We start from the raw sequence: 17,222 nt of genomic DNA, 5'->3' as shown, positions 1-17,222 counted from the left end.
TCAGGGCCTCACTGCTGCATCGACTGCTGGGCCTTTTCGAGGCGCGCCTTGACGGACGCCTCCGTCACCGGACGACCGGCGGCGGCGTCCGCCCACAACTCCTTGACCGCGGTGCCCACGGCCGTCTCGAACTGCGACTCGTTCGGGACCTGGGGGAGCGGGGCGGCGCTGGTGGCGAGGGTGTCGCGCAGGACCTTGAGGTCGGGGGCGCCGAAGGCCGCGTCGGCCTGGGCCTCCTTGACCGGCGGGATCGACCCGTAGGTCTTGTTGAGGTGCTTCTGCTCCTCGTCGCTGGTCATGAACTTCACGAACTTCTTGGCGCCGTCGATGTTCTTCGTGTTCTTGAACACCGCGATGTTGATGCCGGCGACCATCGAGTTGGCCTGCTTGCCCGTGCCCGGAGCGCCTGCCGGGACCGGCACCGGGGCAGCTCCCCAGTCCTCGGGCTTCATGCCCTGGGAGGCGAAGGTGGAAGCGGCCGCCTGCCACAGCACCATCGCGGTCTTGCCCTTGGCGAAGTCGGTGAGCGACTGGTTCTGGGCGTACTCCGCGTTGCCCGGAGCGATGATCTTGTCCTTGGCCATGAAGTCGATGTACTGCTTCACGGCGGCGACGGCACCGTCCGAGGTGAAGGTCGCCTTGCCGTCCTTGTCGAAGAAGTCGGCACCGTGCTGCTGGCCCAGGACGAAGGTCTGGTGGATGTTGTTGGAGAGGTTCGCGCCCTCGGCGCCGAGTCCCCACTTGCCGCCCTTGGATATCTTCTTACCCGTAGCGACGAGGTCGTCCCAGGTGGCCGGAGGCCCGTCGATGCCCGCCTCGGCGAACATCTTCTTGTTGTAGTAGAGCGCGTACGCCAGCGAGTACAGCGGGACGGCGGCGGGCGGCTCGCCCTCCTTGCCGGCCGAGGCGACCGCCGAGTCGACGAAGCGGTCCCGGCCGCCGATCGCCTCGAAGTTCTTCTCGTCCCACGGCAGGAGTGCGCCCGTCGCCTGGAGCGACGCCGACCAGGTGTTGCCGATGTTCAGCACGTCCGGGCCCTGACCGGACGCGGTGGCGGCGAGGATCCGGTTCAGCAGATCGGCCCACGGCACGACCTCCAGCTTCACCTTGATCCCGGTCTCCTTCTCGAACTTCTTGAGCTCGGGAGTGAGGATCTCCTTGTCGGCCTCGATGCTCGGGCCCTGGTTGGACGCCCAGTACGTGAGGGTCTTCGGGGACTCGTTGCTCCCCGTCCCGCCCGTTCCGCCGCCGCAGCCGGTGGCGGCTGCGGCGATGGCGATCGCGAGGGTGACGGCGCTTGCGGCTCTGAGGTGACGCATGTGAGGTGGCCCCTTTCCGGGGATGGCTGCGTTCGGCGGAGCGAACGGCCTCCATGACTTAATTTATGCCGTGATTTAAGAGGTGAGGGAAGGTCGCGTCAAGGTCTGGGACCAGGTATGTTCCTGGACGGGAAGGAGCAACATGGCCGAGCGCAACAGACGAACCGTGCGTGACCTGCGGCGGGGCAACCGGGCGAGGGTATTGCAACGGTTGTATTTCGACGGTCCGCTGAGCCGCCAGGAGCTCGGACCGGCCACCGGACTCAGTTCGGGTTCCATCAGCAACGTCGTCGCCGAACTGGCCGCCGAGGGCCTGCTCCAGGAGGCCGGCATCGTCGACTCCGACGGCGGCCGCCCGCGTACGCTGCTGAGGGTCGCGCCGGACGGCGGGCTGCTGGTCGGCATCGACATCGGCGAGACCCGGGTGCGGGTCGAGCTCTTCGACCTCTCCCTCACCGAACTGGCGCGCACGGAAAGGCTGTTGGCCCAGCACGGGTACGACGTCGAGCGCATCGTCGCCCATGTCCGTACGGGCGTCGCCGACGTCCTGCGCGACGCCGGAGCCGACCCGCACCGGCTGCTCGGCATCGGCATCGGAGTCCCCGGCATCATCGAGCGCGAAGGACCCGAAGGTCCCGACGGCAGGCGCACCGCCGTGGTGCACGGCCAGACGATCGGCTGGCAGGCGGTCCCCTTCGAGCAACTGCTGCGCGAGGCCGTCGATGTACCGCCCGAGGTGCCGCTCTTCATCGACAACGGCGCCAAGACCCTCGGCCGGGCCGAGATGTGGTTCGGCGGCGGGCGGGGCGCCGGCGCCGCCGCCATCGCGCTCATCGGCTCCGGGGTCGGCGCCTGCGTCGACCACGGCGACATCCTCGCCGAGGACCGCACCAGCCTCGCCCTCGAATGGGGCCACACCACCGTCCAGTTGCGCGGCCGCCGCTGCCGCTGCGGCTCGATCGGCTGCCTGGAGGCGTACGCCGGCGCGGAGGCGCTGCGTGAGCGCTGGCGCGAGGCGGGCGGCCCGCTCCCCGAGGACGCCGACGACGAGACCGCCCTCGCCGCACTCCTCGCCGCCGCCTACCCGCCGCCCGGCGGCCCCGCCCCGGACCAGGTGGCGCTCTCCCTCCTCGACGAGACCGCCGAATGCCTCGGTGCGGCCCTCGCTGACCTGGTCAACCTCTTCCTGCCCGAACGCATCCTGCTCGGCGGCTGGGCGGGCCTGCTCCTGGGCCCTCACCTGCTCCCGGAGATCCGCCGGTACGCGAACGAGTACGCGCTGCGCCACGCGGCGGCCCGCACCACGATCGAGATGGGCCGGCTCGGCCCGGACGCGGTCACCGTCGGCGCCGCCACGCTCCCGCTGGCCGACTTCCTGACCCGCGGCGGCAGCCGCCCGGCACCCGGCGTCCGGCCGGACGCGGGCGGCCCACCGCCGCGGACGGCGACGGAGACCGTACGCAACCGGAGCCGCACGCACACGAGTTGAGTGCCGGGCACCGGCCCTACGCCGACCCCCGTACCACCAGCTCCGGTTCGAAGATGACCGAGGTGGCGGGGGAGGCCGGGCGGGCCAGCCGGTCCAGGAGCAGGCGGGCCATCTCGGCCGCCATCTCCTCCACCGGCTGGCGGACCGTGGTCAGCGGCGGCCGGCAGGCCAGCGCCGCGCTGCTGTCGTCGAAGCCGACCACCGCCACGTCCTTTGGCACCCGGCGGCCGTGCTCCCGCAGCACATGGCAGGCGCCCATCGCCATCAGGTCGTTGGCGGCGAACACCCCGTCCAGATCCGGATGCTCCACCAGCAGCCGCTCCATCGCCGCCTCACCGCTCTCCTGGGTGAACCGGCCCTCGGCGATGGGGGTGTACGGGTGCCCGTGGCGCGCCATCGTGTCCCGGAAACCGGCCAGCCGCGCCTGGCCCGCCGGCACGTCCAGCGGGCCGCTGATCGTCGCGATCCGGCGGCAGTCCCGGGCCAGCAGATGCTCTGCCGCCAGCCGGGCACCATCCTGGTGGGCCAGGTCGACGTAGCTGATGGGGACGGGCCGGGCGGGGCGCGCGTAGAGCACCGCCGCGAGCCCCGCCTCCGTGAGCAGGCCGGGCAACGGGTCCTCGGCGTGCGTCGAGACGATGAGCGCCCCGTCCGCACTGCCCTGCCGCAGATACGCCACCACCTCGTCGCGGGCCCGCGAGGTCTCCGCGAACATCAGCACCGGATGCATTCCACGCGGCCGCAGGTAGTTGACCACCCCGGTGACCACCCGCCCGAAGAACGGGTCGGCGAACACCTGGGCGGTGAAGGACCCGGCGCCCCCGCCCACCCGCTCCCGCCCGGCCTCGGCCTCGACCCCCGCCCCGGTCACCACCAGGGCAAGGGCATCGGCCCGCCGGGTGACCAGGGAACGGGCCGCCCGGTTCGGCGCGTACCCCGTGACGGAGACCGCCTGCCGGACGATCTCCTGGATCGCCGGATCGACGTTGCGCACCCCGTTGATGACCCGGGAGACCGTGGCGCGCGAGACACCGGCGGCCCGCGCCACGTCCTCCAGGGTTGGTGCTCCGGCCGACCGCAGATCATCCGTCATGTGCGTCTTTATAGCACCTGCGGAGAGCGCTCTCCATCGCGCCGGCCCGCCGTCGCGGGCCCGTCGGTCAAGAGGGTTCGGGGTGCGGGCGTCCTGTCGAAGCACCAGGGGCGGAATCCGGCCACACGCCCGGCCTCAGCGGCCGAGTATCACGTTTCGCTTGTGATCAGTCTTCGCGCCGCCCTACGTTTGCCCCGCTTGCGACATCCCAACACCTGTGGGGGAGCTCCGTCATGGCCGCAACCGGTCGACACCGCAGATACCAGCCCAGCCGGATCAACCGTGCCTCGCTCACGGTGACCGCGGGCGGCGCGGGCATAGCCCTCCCGCTCATCACCGCCGCCTCGGCCGGAGCCGCTTCGGGAGAGGTCTGGGAGAAGGTCGCCGTCTGTGAGTCCAGCGGCAACTGGGCCATCAACACGGGCAACGGCTATTACGGCGGGCTTCAGTTCAGCGGTTCGACCTGGGCGGCCTTCGGCGGTACGGAGTACGCGCCGCGCGCCGATCTCGCCACCCGGGACCAGCAGATCGCCATCGCAGAACGGGTACTGGACGGCCAGGGGCCCGGAGCGTGGCCGACCTGCTCCGTGAAGGCCGGACTCACCCGGGGCGGCGACGCGCCCGACATCACTCCGCAGAGTGCGGGCAGCCGCGCGGTGCCCGAGAGCACCCCGCTCAGCCGGCCGAAGGCGACGCCCGCCGCCGCGACGCCGACCCATGTGCCGGGCAAGCGGGACGCGTACACGGTCGCGAGCGGCGATTCGCTCTCCGGGATCGCGGACGCCCAACGGGTGCGCGGCGGCTGGCAGAAGCTGTACGCGGCCAACCGTACGGTCGTCGGCGACGACCCCGACCTGATCTTCCCCGGCCAGCGGCTGACCCTCACCCCGCGCGGCGGGGACGGGGCCGCTTCCGGGACGGCCGTGCCACGGCAGACGCCGAAGAAGCAGGCCACGCCGGAACGGCAGGCGCCCGAGCCCCGGGGCCAGGAGACGCGGAAGGCCGAGCAGCGCGCGGCCGCCGCCAAGGCCGAGGAGCGGAAGAAGGCCGAGCTGCGACAGGCAGAGCTGCGGAAGGCGGAACGGCAGAAGAAGGCCGATGCCGAGCGGGCGGCGGAACGGAAGGCGGATGCGGAGCGGAAGGCGGAGGCCGAGCGGGCGGAGCGGAAGAAGGCCGCGTCCCAGCCGCAGAAGCAGGCCCCCGCCGAGCGCGCCGTGAAGCGCTCCGGTATGAGCGCCCCGGTCGCCGCCTCCACCGGCACCGCCTACCGCCAGGCCGGCTCCTGGTCCAGCGGCTACCACACGGGCGTCGACTTCCCCGTACCGACCGGGACCTCCGTGAAGGCCGTGGCGTCGGGCCGGGTCGTCTCCTCCGGGTGGGCGGGGGCGTACGGCTACGAGGTGGTCATCCGCCACGAGGACGGCCGGTACAGCCAGTACGCGCACCTCTCCGCGCTCAACGTGAGGGAAGGGCAGTCGGTCTCCGGCGGACAGCGGATCGCCCGCTCCGGCTCCACCGGCAACAGCACCGGCCCGCACCTGCACTTCGAGATCCGCCTCGGCCCGGCCTACGGGTCGGACATCGACCCGCTGGCCTACCTCAGGGCGGGCGGCGTGAGCGTCTGAAGGGCCCGTCTCAGGGCGGGCGGCGTCAGCGTCCGAACGGTCCGCCGGTCTGCCTCAGGGCCGGTGGCGCCGGGTGGTCCGAACGGTGCGCCCGCCTATCTCAGCGCGGGCGGCGTCAGCGTCTGAACGGTCCGTTCCGAGCGGCCGGCCGCGGCCGGCTCGCCCCGTCGGCCGTGACCCGCCCGGCGCGGGCCGCCGAGCTCCACGCGGGGGACCGCGCTGCCCGGCCGCAGTGGCAGCGGCGGAACGTACGTCGACCCGGTCCGCACCACATCACCGGCCCCCGCCGCCGCAGTCGCGGCTTTCGCGGCTGCGTCGGCCGCGACCGTCCCGCTCCGCGGCCGCGTGCGCACCGCCTCCGCCTGTTCCGCGCTCAGCCGCTCCCGCGTCAGCAGGACCAGGCCGCTCGCCGCCACCGCCCCGCAGGCGAGCGCGAGGACCGTGCCCGCCGCGCCATGGCGGAAGTGCTCACCGAACAGTGTGATCCCGATCGCGGCGGCCACCACCGGGTTGACCACCGTCACCGTCGCCAGCGGCGCGGCGAGCCCCGCGCCCCGGTAGGCGGCCTGGGCGAGCAGCAGGCCAGCGCCCGCGAGCCCGGCGATCACCAGCAGCGCCGGGAGCCCCGAGCCCACCGAGCCGGACGTCCACTCCACGGCCACCGTCTTGGTGAACACCGAGGCCATGCCGAACGCCCCGCCGGCCGCCGTGGCCAGCGCGGCGCTCCGCAGCACCGGCCGGCGCAGCGACCGCGCGAGCAGGGTCAGCGCGCCCACCGCCCCGAAGGTGACCGTGGCCAGGGCCAGCTGCTCCGGTCCGCTGAGCGTGTGCGGCTCGGCGCTGCCCGTGAGGGCCAGCAGCCCGACGAGACCTGCCGTGGCCATGAGCGCACCGCGCCATGCCGTCGCCCCCGCCCTGCGGCCGACGAAGAGGGCCGCCATCGGCAGGGCGAAGACGATCGTCAGCGCACCGAGCGGCTGTACCAGGCTGAGCGGACCGTAGGCGAGGGCCACCACGTGCAGCAGCGCGCCGGCCCCGTTGAGCAGCACCGCCACCCACCAGACGCCGTCGCGCACCAAGGCGTGCGGAGAGTTGTCACCGCGCGCGGCCACCCGCTCCTGGACGATCGCCCCGGCCGCGTAGGCGACCGCGGAGACCAGTGACAGCAGCACAGACAGCGCGAGGGAGCTCATGTACACCACGATGTCCTGTCCGGGGCGCCACGTCGTCGTCCTTGAGACGTCACTTCCGCGTACTGCCCCAGTAGTACGGACGTCGGACCAAGGTCCTCCCCTCGACGGTAGTCCTGCCGGGCCCGGCCGTCAGAAGTTGTGGACCGGCGGATACGGTGAGCCGCGCGGGCGGCACACGCCGTCGCCGGACGCCGGCCGCGCTCCGGCGCCGACCCGGTGGTCGCGGCGAGTGAGGAGCGGGGCATGGACCTGGCGCAGACGGCCTCGGTGGGCGGCTTCTTCGCTCTGCGGACCACTCCGGTCCCCGGCGGCTCCCACCGGCCGCTGGCGGAGCTGTACGCGGGCACGGCGGCGCCTCTGACCGCGCGGGTCGACAGGGTCGCGGACCGGCTGGGCGCCCCGGAACGCCGGGTCGCCGCCTCCATCGCGCACCTGGGCCTCGCCGCCCGGCTCTGGTCCATCGCACTGGGCCCGGCGGCGCTCTTCGGCCGCATCCCCGCCCTCGTACCGGAGACCCTGCACTGGGACCCGCTGCACACCTCGCCGGACGACCTCTGGCTCCCGGACCCCGAGGAGCTGCCGGGGACGGCCGAGCGGATCCGCGAGCAGGTGCATTACGGCCATCTCGTGCCGCTGGCCGAGGCCGTCCGGCGCGACGGGAACATCTCGCCGCAGCTGCTGTGGGGCAACGCCGGCTCCGCGCTCGCCGGAGCCGTACGCGAGCTGGTCGCCTGGTCGCGCGGGCAGGACCGGCCGGATGTGGCGCAGCGGGCCCGAACGCTGGCGGCCGAGCTGTTCGGCCACCCCGACCTGCGCTCCACCGGCGCCCCGCACGGCCCGGCTTTCCGGCGGCGCAGCTGCTGCCTGTACTGGCGGTGTCCGGGCGGCGGGCTCTGCGGCGACTGCGTCTTCGACCGGGCGCCGGGCCGGACGGACACGGCCCGGTAGCCGCGGGGCGGGGCCCTCAAGGCCCGCCGCCCACGGCCGCCGGGGCCGGAAGGGTCAGGAGGGCAGGGCCGCGTCTATGGCCTCGTCCACGTCCTGCCGTACGGGGATGGCGCTGTCCAGCCCGATCATCCCGATCAGCCGCTGCACGAACGGGGAGGGCGCGGCGAGCCGCAGCCGGCCGCCCAGCGCGGTCTGCCCCTGGAGCAGCACGTTGACCGTGGTGGAGTCGGCGAAGCCCACTCCCGAGAGATCCACGACGACCGGCCCGGAACCGTCTGCGGCCGCTGTTTCCAGTGCCCGGCCGAGCGGCGGGACGCTGTCGATATCGAGGTCACCCGACACGGTGAGGACCAGAGCACCCCGTTCTCGGCGGGTTTTGATTCTGACTGCTCTGTCTTCGTTGGGCGATGGTTGCACGGAAGGCACCTCGGGCGGTTCGGGCGGACGACGGACGCCGGTGCGCCGGACGGGTCGGCCTCGTTCCGTCCCTGCTCACGGCGGGGTACGGGACAACGATAGAAGCAACGGTTGCCATTTGACAACATTTGCCATTGGGTAACAATCTGATCCGCAACGGTTGAAGGATCAGCCGTCGGCGGTGAGGCACCCGAGAGAAGCGGAAGCAGGGGCTGGATGAGGCTAAGCGCTGTCGGCGACATCTTCGCGGAGCAGGCGGCCCGCCGCACGCGTTTCCGGCGAGAGCCGCTCAGAAGCGGCCACATGGAAGGCCGCCAGGCCCTCCGCGAGCGCGGCGACCGCGGCCGGTTCCATCCGTTCCAGCACGGCGCTCACCTCGCGCGCCCGCAATGCCCGGTATTCTTCAAGGAGGGTTCGGCCGCGCAGGCTCAGCCGCAGCTCCACCTCACGTCGGCTCGTCGGGCTCTGGGCCCGCTGCACGAGCCCCATCGCCTCCATGCGGTCGCACAGCCGGCTGACCGAGGGTGCGCGCGAGCCCAGCGCCTCGCCCAACGAGCGCAGATTGGTGCCCTCCTGCTTCTCGATCACGAGCAGGGCCCGGAGCTGGGAGGGCGATACGGTGCCCGAAGCGGCCGCTTCCTGACCGCGGCCCCAGAGCACTTCCAGCAGCTCCGAGGCCGCGGAGGCATCGGCGGACACCTCTGCGCGACTGATCGGGCGGCGGGCACGGTGGGGCATCCGTCCACTCTGTCATTTGTCGGCCCCACTTGTCAGCCCGGCTCAGGCCCCTACCACGTCGCAGGACGAAGAATGCACGAGAGACCGTGAACAGAAGACCGGACATCGAGACGGCCGTCAGGGCCGCCGCTCCGCATGCCCTGCTGGCGACGCTGCGCACCATACTGGCCGACGCCTACGGGGCCCTCGCGGTGGACCTGTACCTGGCCGACTACGGTCTGCGCGTCCTCAAGCGCCTGGACCGGCTCGACGGCGAGGAGGAACCGCTCTCGCTGCACAACAGCCCCGAAGGCCGGGCCTTCGGCAGCCAGGAGCCGCGCGAGCAGGTCGGACACGGCGACGCGGTCGACCACTACCTCCCGGTGACCGTACGCGGCGAACGGCTCGGCATCCTCACCGTCCGGCTTCCCGCGGCACGCTCGACGCCGGACATGGTGGGCGAGCTGACGTATGTGGCCGATCTGCTGGGCCACGAGATCCTGGTCGCCGAACGGGACACCGACGTCTACCAGCGCGCCCGGCGCACCGCCCGGCTCACTCTCGCCGCCGAGATGCAGTGGCAGCTGCTGCCCGCCCGGGCCTGCACCGCCGCCGAGTTCGCCATCGGCGCCCAGCTGGAGCCGGCGTACTCCATCCACGGCGACAACTTCGACTGGGCCGCCGACGCCGAAGAGCTGACCCTCGCGGTGACCAACGGCATGGGCGAGGGCATACAGGCCTCGCTCCTCACCAACCTCGCGGTGAACGCCCTGCGCAACGCCCGTCGGGCCGGGATCGGCATCGCGGACCAGGCGGCCCTCGCCGACCAGGCGCTGTACGACCAGCACCGCGGCGCCTCGCACGTCTCCACGCTGCTGCTCCGCTTCGAGCTGGCGACCGGCCGGGTCGGCGTCGTGGACGCCGGATCGCCGCAGCTGTGGCTCCAGCGAGGCCGCACGGTCCGGCGCATGGAGCTGGAGGCCCAGCTCCCGCTCGGCATGTTCGAGGAGTCGCACTACACGGTCCAGGAATTCCACGTGGAGCCCGGCGACCGGCTGCTGCTGCTCAGCGACGGCGTGTACGAGGCGGTGTCGCCGATGGGGGAGTCGTACGGGGAACGGGCGCTGGCCCGGTCCATCCAGTCGACACGGCTGCTCCCGGCGGCCACCGTCCCGCGCGCGATGCTCGGTGAACTGGCCGAGTACCGCGTCACGGACACCCTCGACGACGCGCTGGTGGTCTGCCTGGACTGGTTCGGCCGCCAGGACGGCACGACCGGCTGAGACGGAGGACGACGCCCCCGGGACGCGTGAACGCGTTCCGGGGGCGTCGTCACGTCTGCTTCAGGTGGAGAGCTGGAACTCCGCGCGGATCCGTTTGCCCACCGGCACCCGCTCGGCCGTGAGCCGGTCGCACAGGGCCACGACGATCTCCATGCCGTGTCCGCCCAGCCGCGAGGGATCGGGGCCGTACAGCACGGGCATCGCCGTACTGCTGTCGTACACCGTGACGCTCATGGTCTGCGCGTTCCCCTCCAGTTCCAGGAGGTACGGGCCGTGGCTGTAGCGGTCTGCGTTGGTGACCAGCTCGCTGACGGCCAGCATCAGATCACTGCGGGTGTGCTCGCCGATGGGGGCCAGGCACTCCACCGCGAGCCGGGTGAGGAAACGGTCCGCCAGGGCGCGTGCGAGCGCGATGCAACCCGGCTCGCCATCGAAGACCTCGGCGCTGAGCAGTACCTCCGGGGACCGCAGACCCTGGCCGGGGTCTTCCGGTGGTGAGGTGACCTCTTTGTTCATGTGCTCCAGCCAGGCGCCGCAGTGAGGTCGGAGACCCTGTTCCGCCATTCGTCTACCCGAGTCGAAGGATCCCACTCCAGGCGATCCTGAGCGATCCTACGCACGTCCGGGCAGCCGCACCACGGTCACGAAGAATTCGTCGATCTGGCGGACCGCCGCGATGAACTGGTCCAGATCCACCGGCTTGGTCACGTACGCGTTGGCGTGCAGCTTGTAGCTGCGCAGGATGTCCTCCTCGGCCGAGGAGGTGGTGAGGACGACCACCGGGATGAGCGCCAGCTCAGGGTCGCTCTTGATCTGCTCCAGCACCTGCCGGCCGTCGTACTTGGGCAGGTTCAGGTCCAGGAGTACCAGGTCGGGGCGGGGTGCCTCGGTGTGCTCGCCGCGCCGGTAGAGGAAGTCCAGCGCCTCCTGGCCGTCCCGCACGACGTGCAGGGTGTTGCGGATCTTGTTGTCCTCGAACGCCTCACGGGTCATCAGCTCGTCGCCGGGATCGTCCTCGACCAGGAGGACCTCGATGGGTTGTACGTGGCTGTTCACGAAGGGTCTCCCGGCTGGCTGGCGGTCAGGGCCGGAGCGAGGAGCTCCGCCGTGGTGTGCTGAGGCGCCTCCGGCTGGGCAGGCAGAGTGAAGTGTATGCGGGTGCCATCACCGGGTTCGGCGTCCAGCCAGATCCGGCCACCGTGGAACTCGATGATCTTCCGGCAGAGCGCCAGACCGATGCCCGTTCCCTCGTACTCGTCGCGCGCGTGCAGCCGCTGGAAGATCACGAAGACCTTGTCCGCGAACTCCGGAGCGATCCCGATCCCGTTGTCCGAGACGGTCAGGTGCCAGCTCTCGTCCTCCCGTACGCACGTGACGGTGATCCGGCACTCCACTTCCGCCCGGCGGAACTTGACCGCGTTGCCGATGAGGTTCTGCCAGACCATCGTGAGCGCTGTGCCGTCGCCCAGAAGTTCGGGCAGCTCGTCGGGCCGCTCGACCACGGCCCCGGACTCCTCGATCGCCACGGTCAGGTTGCCCAGCGCACGGTCCAGGGACCGGCCCAGATCGACCGGCTGCCGGCCCTCGTTGACCCGGCCCACCCGAGAGAAGGTCAGCAGGTCGTTGATGAGCACCTGCATCCGCTTGGCGCCGTCCACCGCGAAGGCGATGTACTGCTTGCCCCGGTCGTCCAGCTCCTTGCCGTACCGCTTCTCCAGCAGCTGGCAGAAGGAGGCGACCTTCCGCAGCGGCTCCTGGAGGTCGTGCGAGGCGACGTACGCGAACTGCTCCAGCTCGGAGTTGGAGCGGCGCAGCTCCTCCGTCTGCTCCGCGAGCAGCGTCTCGCGGCTCTGCGTCGCGTCCAGCTCGTCGACCAGCCGCTGCCGCATGTCCTCCACGGCCCCGGCCACCGCCTGGACGTCGGAGGGCCCCTTGACCTCGATCCGCTGGCCGAAGGAGCCCGAGCGGACGCGCTCGGACGCGGCGCGCAGGTGGCTCAGCGGAACGCCCACCACCCGGTGGAGCAGCACGCTGAGCGCCACCACGGTCAGGACGAGAACGGCGACGAGCGCGAACAGCACCTGGTCGCGGAGGGTGCGTGCGTCGTTCAGCTCGGCCCGTACGGTGTCCCGCGCCTCGGACAGGTGGGTCTGCTGGATGCCGTAGGCCTGCCGAAGCGCGTCGAAGTCGTCCTTGCTGCTCTGCAGCTGCGCCGAGGCGCCGTCCACGCTCGGCCCCTGCTCCCGGACCAGCGACAGCAGCGGCTCGGCCTTGTTCTCGCGCCACTGCCGCGCGGCGGTCTCGATGGCGTCGAGATCCTCGGAGAACGGCTTCTGTCCGCCGACCAGCTGGCGGGCCCGGGCCAGCCGCTCCCGCTCGGCGGCCTTGCCCGCCTCGTACGGTTCGAGGAACGAGTCGTCGCCCGTCAGAGCGAAACCGCGCACACCGGTCTCCTGGTCCAGCAGCGCGTTCTGCAGCTGGAAGGAGACCGACCGCGCGGGCTGTATTCGGTCGACCAGCTCGGTGGTGTGATCGGACATCCGGGCCAGCACGAGCCCGCCGGCCACCAGGCAGCCGCAGACGACCACGATGAACCCGCCGAGAAGCAGGTGTACCCAGTTCTGCACCGAGAGCCGTGCGGCTGCGCCGACGGATGCCGGTGTCGTTCCCGCGTCCGTACGCGCCGACTTTTCCGTACTCATGATTCCGATCCCCAGCCCAGATGCAGGACGGCCACATCGTCCGCCAGACCGCCGTAGGGGGCGGCTCCCTCGGTGGCTCCGGCCACCAGCGCGTCGATGAAGGCGCGGCCCGGAAGCTGTGCGTGGGCCCGGGCCAGCTCCAGCAGCCCTTCCTCACCGAGGCGGCTGTCCGGGCCGTCGCGCCCTTCGAAGAGTCCGTCGGTGAAGAGTACGAGACCGTCACCGGGTTCCAGCGGCAGGTCGACCGTCGGCCAGCGGCCGACCCCGGGCAGCAGCCCGAGCGCCATGCCGCCCTCCGGCTCCACCCAGTGGACCGCCTCGCCGCGGCGCAGCAGCAGGCCCGGGTGGCCGGCGCGCACGATCTGCACGCTCCGGCCGTCGGGTGCGAAGGCCAGCGAGGTCATCGTGGCGAAGACGTGCGAGTCCGAGCGCTCGGCGACCAGGATCTCCTCCAGCAGCTCGATCTGCTCCAGGTGCGAGGTGCCGCAGAGCACGGCGGTCCGCCACGCCACCCGGAGGCAGACCCCGAGCGCGGCCTCCGCCGCGCCGTGGCCCGAGACATCACCGATCACCGCGTGCACCGCGCCGTCGGCGGTCTGTACGACGTCGTAGAAGTCACCGCTCAGCAGCCCGTGGACGCGCCCCGGCTCGTACCGGGCGCGCGCCTGGAACCGGTCGTCCCGCAGCAGCGGCACGGGCAGCAGGCCGCGTTCCAGCCGGGCGTTCTCCTGGGCGATCAGCTGGTTGGAGCGCAGCGCGGCCGCCGCCCGCTCCACTTCCTTGCGCTGGAGGGCGTAGCGGATCGCCCGCGACAGCACCTCCGGGTCCAGCCTCCCCTTGACCAGGTAGTCCTGCGCGCCTCCGGCGACCGCGCGCAGTCCGGTGCCCGACTCTTCGAGCCCGGTGAGAACGACGATCGCCGCCTCGCTGTCGGCCTCCAGGATCTGGCGTACGGCGTCGAGGCCGTGGACGTCCGGGAGATGCAGGTCCAGCAGGACGCATACCGGAGTGGCACACGTGGGCAGGAAGGCGCGGGCCTCGGCGAGCGTCTTGCACCAGGTGAGCGCGGAGTCCAGCTCGCTGTCGGTGAGCATCTCCTCGACCAGCAGCGCGTCACCCGCGTCGTCCTCCACCAGGAGGATGGTGGCGTCGACGTTCCACAGGAGGGCGCCGGGGGAGATGTCGCCGGTGATCTCCTGCTGTGCGGGGATGCCGACGGTGCCCACAGGTTTGAGAGACATGCCCATGGGTGACTCGGCCAACCCCTCCACCCCCACACGAACGGCTCAGCCCATCCGGCCGAACGTCGGGAAGCATATGTGATCGGCGGCCCCGGCAGGTGCCACGGGCCGCCCCTCTGACAGGAAGAGGTCGGGCACCCAGAAGGGTGCCCGACCGGACTGATCGCGGAATCGCGGGAAGACCCGGACCGCTCAGGACGTGAGCGGACTCACGCCTCGACGCTCATGCCCTTGCGCAGTTGCTTGACGATCCGGGTCAGCAGCCGCGACACATGCATCTGGGAGACACCCAGCTCCGCACCGATCTGCGCCTGCGTCATCTCGGCCCCGAACCGCATCTGCACGATCCGGCGCTCCCGGTCGTCCAGCTGCTCCAGCAGCGGGGCCAGGGTGTGGAGGTTCTCGACGGTCTCCATGGCCGGATCGGTCTCGCCGAGCACATCGGCGTACGCGCGCTGCTCCTGGCCGGAGTCGCTGTCGGCGGAAGGGGTGTCGAGCGAGCCCGCGGAGTAGCCGTTGGCGGCCACGAGCCCCTCGATGATCTCCTCCTCGGGCAGGTCCAGGTGGGCGGCGAGCTCCTTGACCGTGGGGTCGCGGTCCAGCTCGGCGGAGAGCTGCTCCTTCGCCTTGGCGAGGTCGACCCGCAGCTCCTGGAGGCGGCGCGGCACGTGCACGGACCAGGTGGTGTCCCGGAAGAAGCGCTTGATCTCGCCGACGATGTAGGGGACGGCGAAGGTGGCGAACTCCACCTCGCGGGAGAGGTCGAAGCGGTCGATCGCCTTGATCAGCCCGATCGTGCCGACCTGGATGATGTCCTCGGTGTCATCGCCGCCGCGGTTGCGGAAGCGGTTGGCCGCGAAGCGGACCAGCGAGAGGTTCATCTCGATCAGGGTGTTGCGGGCGTACTGGTACTCGTGCGTGCCCTCCTCCAGAACCTGGAGGCGGTCGAAGAACACCTTGGACAGGGCCCGCGCGTCCTTGGGGGCGACCTTTCCGGCGTCCTCCACCCAGGGCAGCTCCTCGGCGCCGACGTCGCTCCGCGTGCCGGCCAGGCCGTCGCTCAGTGGCGCCGTCGCTCCGGTGGCTCGCACAGACATCGCCGTCATGGTGTCACCCTCCCTGTCACCCAATGTGTCGGACGGTCGCCTTCCCGGTCGTTCCGAAGTCATGCCTGTCTTTTCGGGAAAGTTTTTCGGAGCCTCCCTCGCCCGCTGCCGGCCCCCTGTCCGGCCCGGTGCCCGCCCGAACGGAGCAGCCTCGCGCGCATGGCAGACTTGATCGGGGTGTTTCGGCCTGCGGTGACTCCTGACCCGCGGCGATGAGGATGACAGAGGAACGGCAATGACGGTGACAGAGGACAGCCCGGAGCTCGCTCCCGGATCCGACGAGTTCGGTCCCGGCATCGACCCGGAGCGGCTGGCCGTCTGCCTGAGCGTGCTCGACGAGCTCGACCGCATCGAGGTGGACCACCCGGACGCGATCGTCGTCCGCCGGGCCACCGCCGGGATCTACCGCACCGTGAAGCAGCGCCGCCGCCAGGAGCGCCGGGCCGCCAAGACCGCCCACGACCGGGCCGTCACCGAGGCGACCGCGACCGGCTCGGCCGAGCGCATCGACGACGAGACGCAGGGCGTCCTGCCGTCGTCCTCCGCCCAGGCCGAGATCGCGGGCATACTCCAGCGCCCCCGCTCCTGCTACATCTGCAAGACGCGGTACGTCGAGGTGGACGCCTTCTACCACCAGCTCTGCCAGCCCTGCGCCAAGGAGAACCGCGCCCGCCGCGACGCCCGCACCGACCTCACCGGGCGCCGGGCGCTCCTCACCGGCGGCCGGGCCAAGATCGGCATGTACATCGCGCTGCGGCTGCTGCGCGACGGCGCTCACACCACCATCACCACCCGCTTCCCCAACGACGCGATCCGCCGCTTCAAGGCGATGGAGGACAGCGACGAGTGGATCCACCGGCTGAAGATCGTCGGGATCGACCTCCGCGATCCGGCCCAGGTCGTCGCGCTGGCCGACTCCGTCGCCGCCGAGGGCCCGCTCGACATCCTGATCAACAACGCGGCCCAGACCGTCCGCCGCTCCCCGGGCGCCTACAGCGAGCTGGTCAGCGCCGAGTCCGCCCCGCTGCCCGCCGGCGCACTGCCCGCCGCCGAGGTCATCGGCACCTTCAACAGCGGCACGGTCGACCGGGTGGCCGCCCTGCCCGCCGCCCGAGAGGAGGGCCTCACCGCGCAGGAGGTCACCGGCCTCGCCCTGATCACCGGCTCCGCCTCGCCGGCCCGGATCGCCGCGGGTACCGCGATCGACGCGGGCGGGCTCGTCCCCGACCTGCACGACACCAACAGCTGGATCCAGACGGTGGACGAGGTCGAGCCGATCGAGCTCCTCGAAGTCCAGCTCTGCAACTCCACCGCGCCGTTCATCCTGATCAGCCGGCTGCGACCGGCGATGGCCGCCACCGCGGCCCAGTACTCCTATGTGGTCAACGTCTCCGCCATGGAGGGCGTCTTCAGCCGGGGCTACAAGGGCGCCGGCCACCCGCACACCAACATGGCCAAGGCCGCGCTCAACATGCTCACGCGCACCAGCGCCCAGGAGATGTTCGAGAAGGACGGCATCCTGATGACGGCCGTGGACACCGGCTGGATCACCGACGAGCGCCCGCACCCGGACAAGATGCGGCTCGCCGAGGAGGGCTTCCACGCCCCGCTCGACCTCGTCGACGGCGCGGCCCGGGTCTACGACCCGATCGTGCGCGGTGAGGGCGGCGAGGCGCTCTACGGCTGCTTCCTCAAGGACTACGCCCCGGCGAACTGGTAGCGCCGCCCCGGTCGGCGTAACCCGGTCGGCTCAACCGGAACCGCACCTTCCGTGCGAAGGTCTCAGGCCCGGCCCAGGATGGATTCTGGGCCGGGTTTTCGCTGTCCGGAGTGGCCGAAAGTGACCCACTGCACACGTTCTATCGAGCGCGGAGCCGCTCATTTGGTTACTCTGAGGCGAACGGACGCCATCGAGGAGCCCACGAAGGTTCCCCGACCGTCCCGGGACAGGTCTGCAACCCGACCGCCGTCCCGCCCCGACACGGCGCCACCGCGACCGACATATCTCAAGCCCCTGCCCCACTCCGGGGCGGTCGATCACCGGCGTCGCAGCCGGACCGTCGGCGATGCCCCGGGTGACGCGACACAG

At 71.6% G+C, this 17,222-nt stretch carries 15 protein-coding genes; 5 read left to right on the top strand and 10 right to left on the bottom strand.

The window, feature by feature from the left end; translation table 11 throughout:
* Window positions 1-8 precede the first annotated feature (8 nt).
* Window positions 9-1,319: an ABC transporter substrate-binding protein gene (locus ACIRR8_RS14270; RefSeq protein ID WP_404063519.1), complete on the bottom strand. Its 1,311-nt coding sequence runs from the start codon at window positions 1,317-1,319 to the stop codon at window positions 9-11.
* A 142-nt stretch (window positions 1,320-1,461) separates the two neighbouring features.
* Between ACIRR8_RS14270 and ACIRR8_RS14265 the strand changes: the two genes are divergently transcribed.
* Entirely contained in the window at window positions 1,462-2,808 is a 1,347-nt protein-coding gene (locus ACIRR8_RS14265) for an ROK family protein (RefSeq protein WP_404063516.1), read from the top strand.
* Between the two features lie 16 nt (window positions 2,809-2,824).
* On the opposite strand, the gene ACIRR8_RS14260 is transcribed toward ACIRR8_RS14265, so the two are convergent.
* On the bottom strand, window positions 2,825-3,901 hold the full coding sequence (locus tag ACIRR8_RS14260) for a LacI family DNA-binding transcriptional regulator (protein WP_404063514.1): 1,077 nt from the start codon (window positions 3,899-3,901) through the stop codon (window positions 2,825-2,827).
* Between the two features lie 233 nt (window positions 3,902-4,134).
* Between ACIRR8_RS14260 and ACIRR8_RS14255 the strand changes: the two genes are divergently transcribed.
* On the top strand, window positions 4,135-5,526 hold the full coding sequence (locus ACIRR8_RS14255; protein ID WP_404063512.1) for a transglycosylase family protein: 1,392 nt from the start codon (window positions 4,135-4,137) through the stop codon (window positions 5,524-5,526).
* 95 nt (window positions 5,527-5,621) lie between these two features.
* On the opposite strand, the gene ACIRR8_RS14250 is transcribed toward ACIRR8_RS14255, so the two are convergent.
* Window positions 5,622-6,719, bottom strand: a complete 1,098-nt coding sequence (locus ACIRR8_RS14250; RefSeq protein ID WP_404063509.1) for a DMT family transporter — start codon at window positions 6,717-6,719, stop codon at window positions 5,622-5,624.
* A 243-nt stretch (window positions 6,720-6,962) separates the two neighbouring features.
* Here ACIRR8_RS14250 and ACIRR8_RS14245 point away from each other — a divergent pair, with 243 nt between their 5' ends.
* Window positions 6,963-7,667, top strand: a complete 705-nt coding sequence (locus tag ACIRR8_RS14245) for a (2Fe-2S)-binding protein (protein ID WP_404063506.1) — start codon at window positions 6,963-6,965, stop codon at window positions 7,665-7,667.
* Between the two features lie 54 nt (window positions 7,668-7,721).
* Here the strand turns inward: ACIRR8_RS14245 and ACIRR8_RS14240 are convergent, their stop codons facing one another.
* The gene (locus tag ACIRR8_RS14240) at window positions 7,722-8,084 is read right to left on the bottom strand and encodes an STAS domain-containing protein (protein ID WP_404063503.1); all 363 of its coding nucleotides are present in this window, start codon (window positions 8,082-8,084) and stop codon (window positions 7,722-7,724) included.
* 222 nt (window positions 8,085-8,306) lie between these two features.
* On the bottom strand, window positions 8,307-8,822 hold the full coding sequence (locus ACIRR8_RS14235) for a MarR family winged helix-turn-helix transcriptional regulator (protein WP_404063500.1): 516 nt from the start codon (window positions 8,820-8,822) through the stop codon (window positions 8,307-8,309).
* An 86-nt stretch (window positions 8,823-8,908) separates the two neighbouring features.
* Here ACIRR8_RS14235 and ACIRR8_RS14230 point away from each other — a divergent pair, with 86 nt between their 5' ends.
* The gene (locus tag ACIRR8_RS14230; RefSeq protein WP_404063497.1) at window positions 8,909-10,084 is read left to right on the top strand and encodes a PP2C family protein-serine/threonine phosphatase; all 1,176 of its coding nucleotides are present in this window, start codon (window positions 8,909-8,911) and stop codon (window positions 10,082-10,084) included.
* Window positions 10,085-10,144: 60 nt separating this feature from the next.
* Here ACIRR8_RS14230 and ACIRR8_RS14225 read toward each other — a convergent pair whose 3' ends face one another.
* The 5 genes from ACIRR8_RS14225 to ACIRR8_RS14205 form a co-directional block, all read right to left on the bottom strand.
* Entirely contained in the window at window positions 10,145-10,600 is a 456-nt protein-coding gene (locus tag ACIRR8_RS14225) for an ATP-binding protein (RefSeq protein WP_404063494.1), read from the bottom strand.
* 96 nt (window positions 10,601-10,696) lie between these two features.
* On the bottom strand, window positions 10,697-11,140 hold the full coding sequence (locus tag ACIRR8_RS14220) for a response regulator (protein ID WP_404063492.1): 444 nt from the start codon (window positions 11,138-11,140) through the stop codon (window positions 10,697-10,699).
* Window positions 11,137-12,786 (bottom strand): ATP-binding protein, encoded by a 1,650-nt coding sequence (locus tag ACIRR8_RS14215; protein ID WP_404063489.1) that lies wholly within the window; start codon window positions 12,784-12,786, stop codon window positions 11,137-11,139. The genes ACIRR8_RS14220 and ACIRR8_RS14215 overlap by 4 nt, the downstream gene beginning before the upstream one ends.
* Window positions 12,783-14,012, bottom strand: coding sequence for a PP2C family protein-serine/threonine phosphatase (locus tag ACIRR8_RS14210; RefSeq protein ID WP_404064316.1), 1,230 nt, complete (start codon window positions 14,010-14,012; stop codon window positions 12,783-12,785). Before ACIRR8_RS14210 ends, ACIRR8_RS14215 begins: the two co-directional genes overlap by 4 nt.
* A gap of 224 nt (window positions 14,013-14,236) precedes the next feature.
* Entirely contained in the window at window positions 14,237-15,133 is an 897-nt protein-coding gene (locus ACIRR8_RS14205; RefSeq protein WP_404063487.1) for an RNA polymerase sigma factor SigF, read from the bottom strand.
* 235 nt (window positions 15,134-15,368) lie between these two features.
* Between ACIRR8_RS14205 and ACIRR8_RS14200 the strand changes: the two genes are divergently transcribed.
* Window positions 15,369-16,853: an SDR family NAD(P)-dependent oxidoreductase gene (locus tag ACIRR8_RS14200; protein ID WP_404063484.1), complete on the top strand. Its 1,485-nt coding sequence runs from the start codon at window positions 15,369-15,371 to the stop codon at window positions 16,851-16,853.
* The last annotated feature ends 369 nt before the right edge of the window (window positions 16,854-17,222 follow it).

It is taken from the genome of Streptomyces sp. NPDC101178 (assembly GCF_044767965.1).
Taxonomy (GTDB): Bacteria; Actinomycetota; Actinomycetes; order Streptomycetales; family Streptomycetaceae; genus Streptomyces.
The sequence above is the reverse complement of the archived record's forward strand: the minus strand, read 5'-3'. Positions and strand labels throughout refer to the sequence as shown.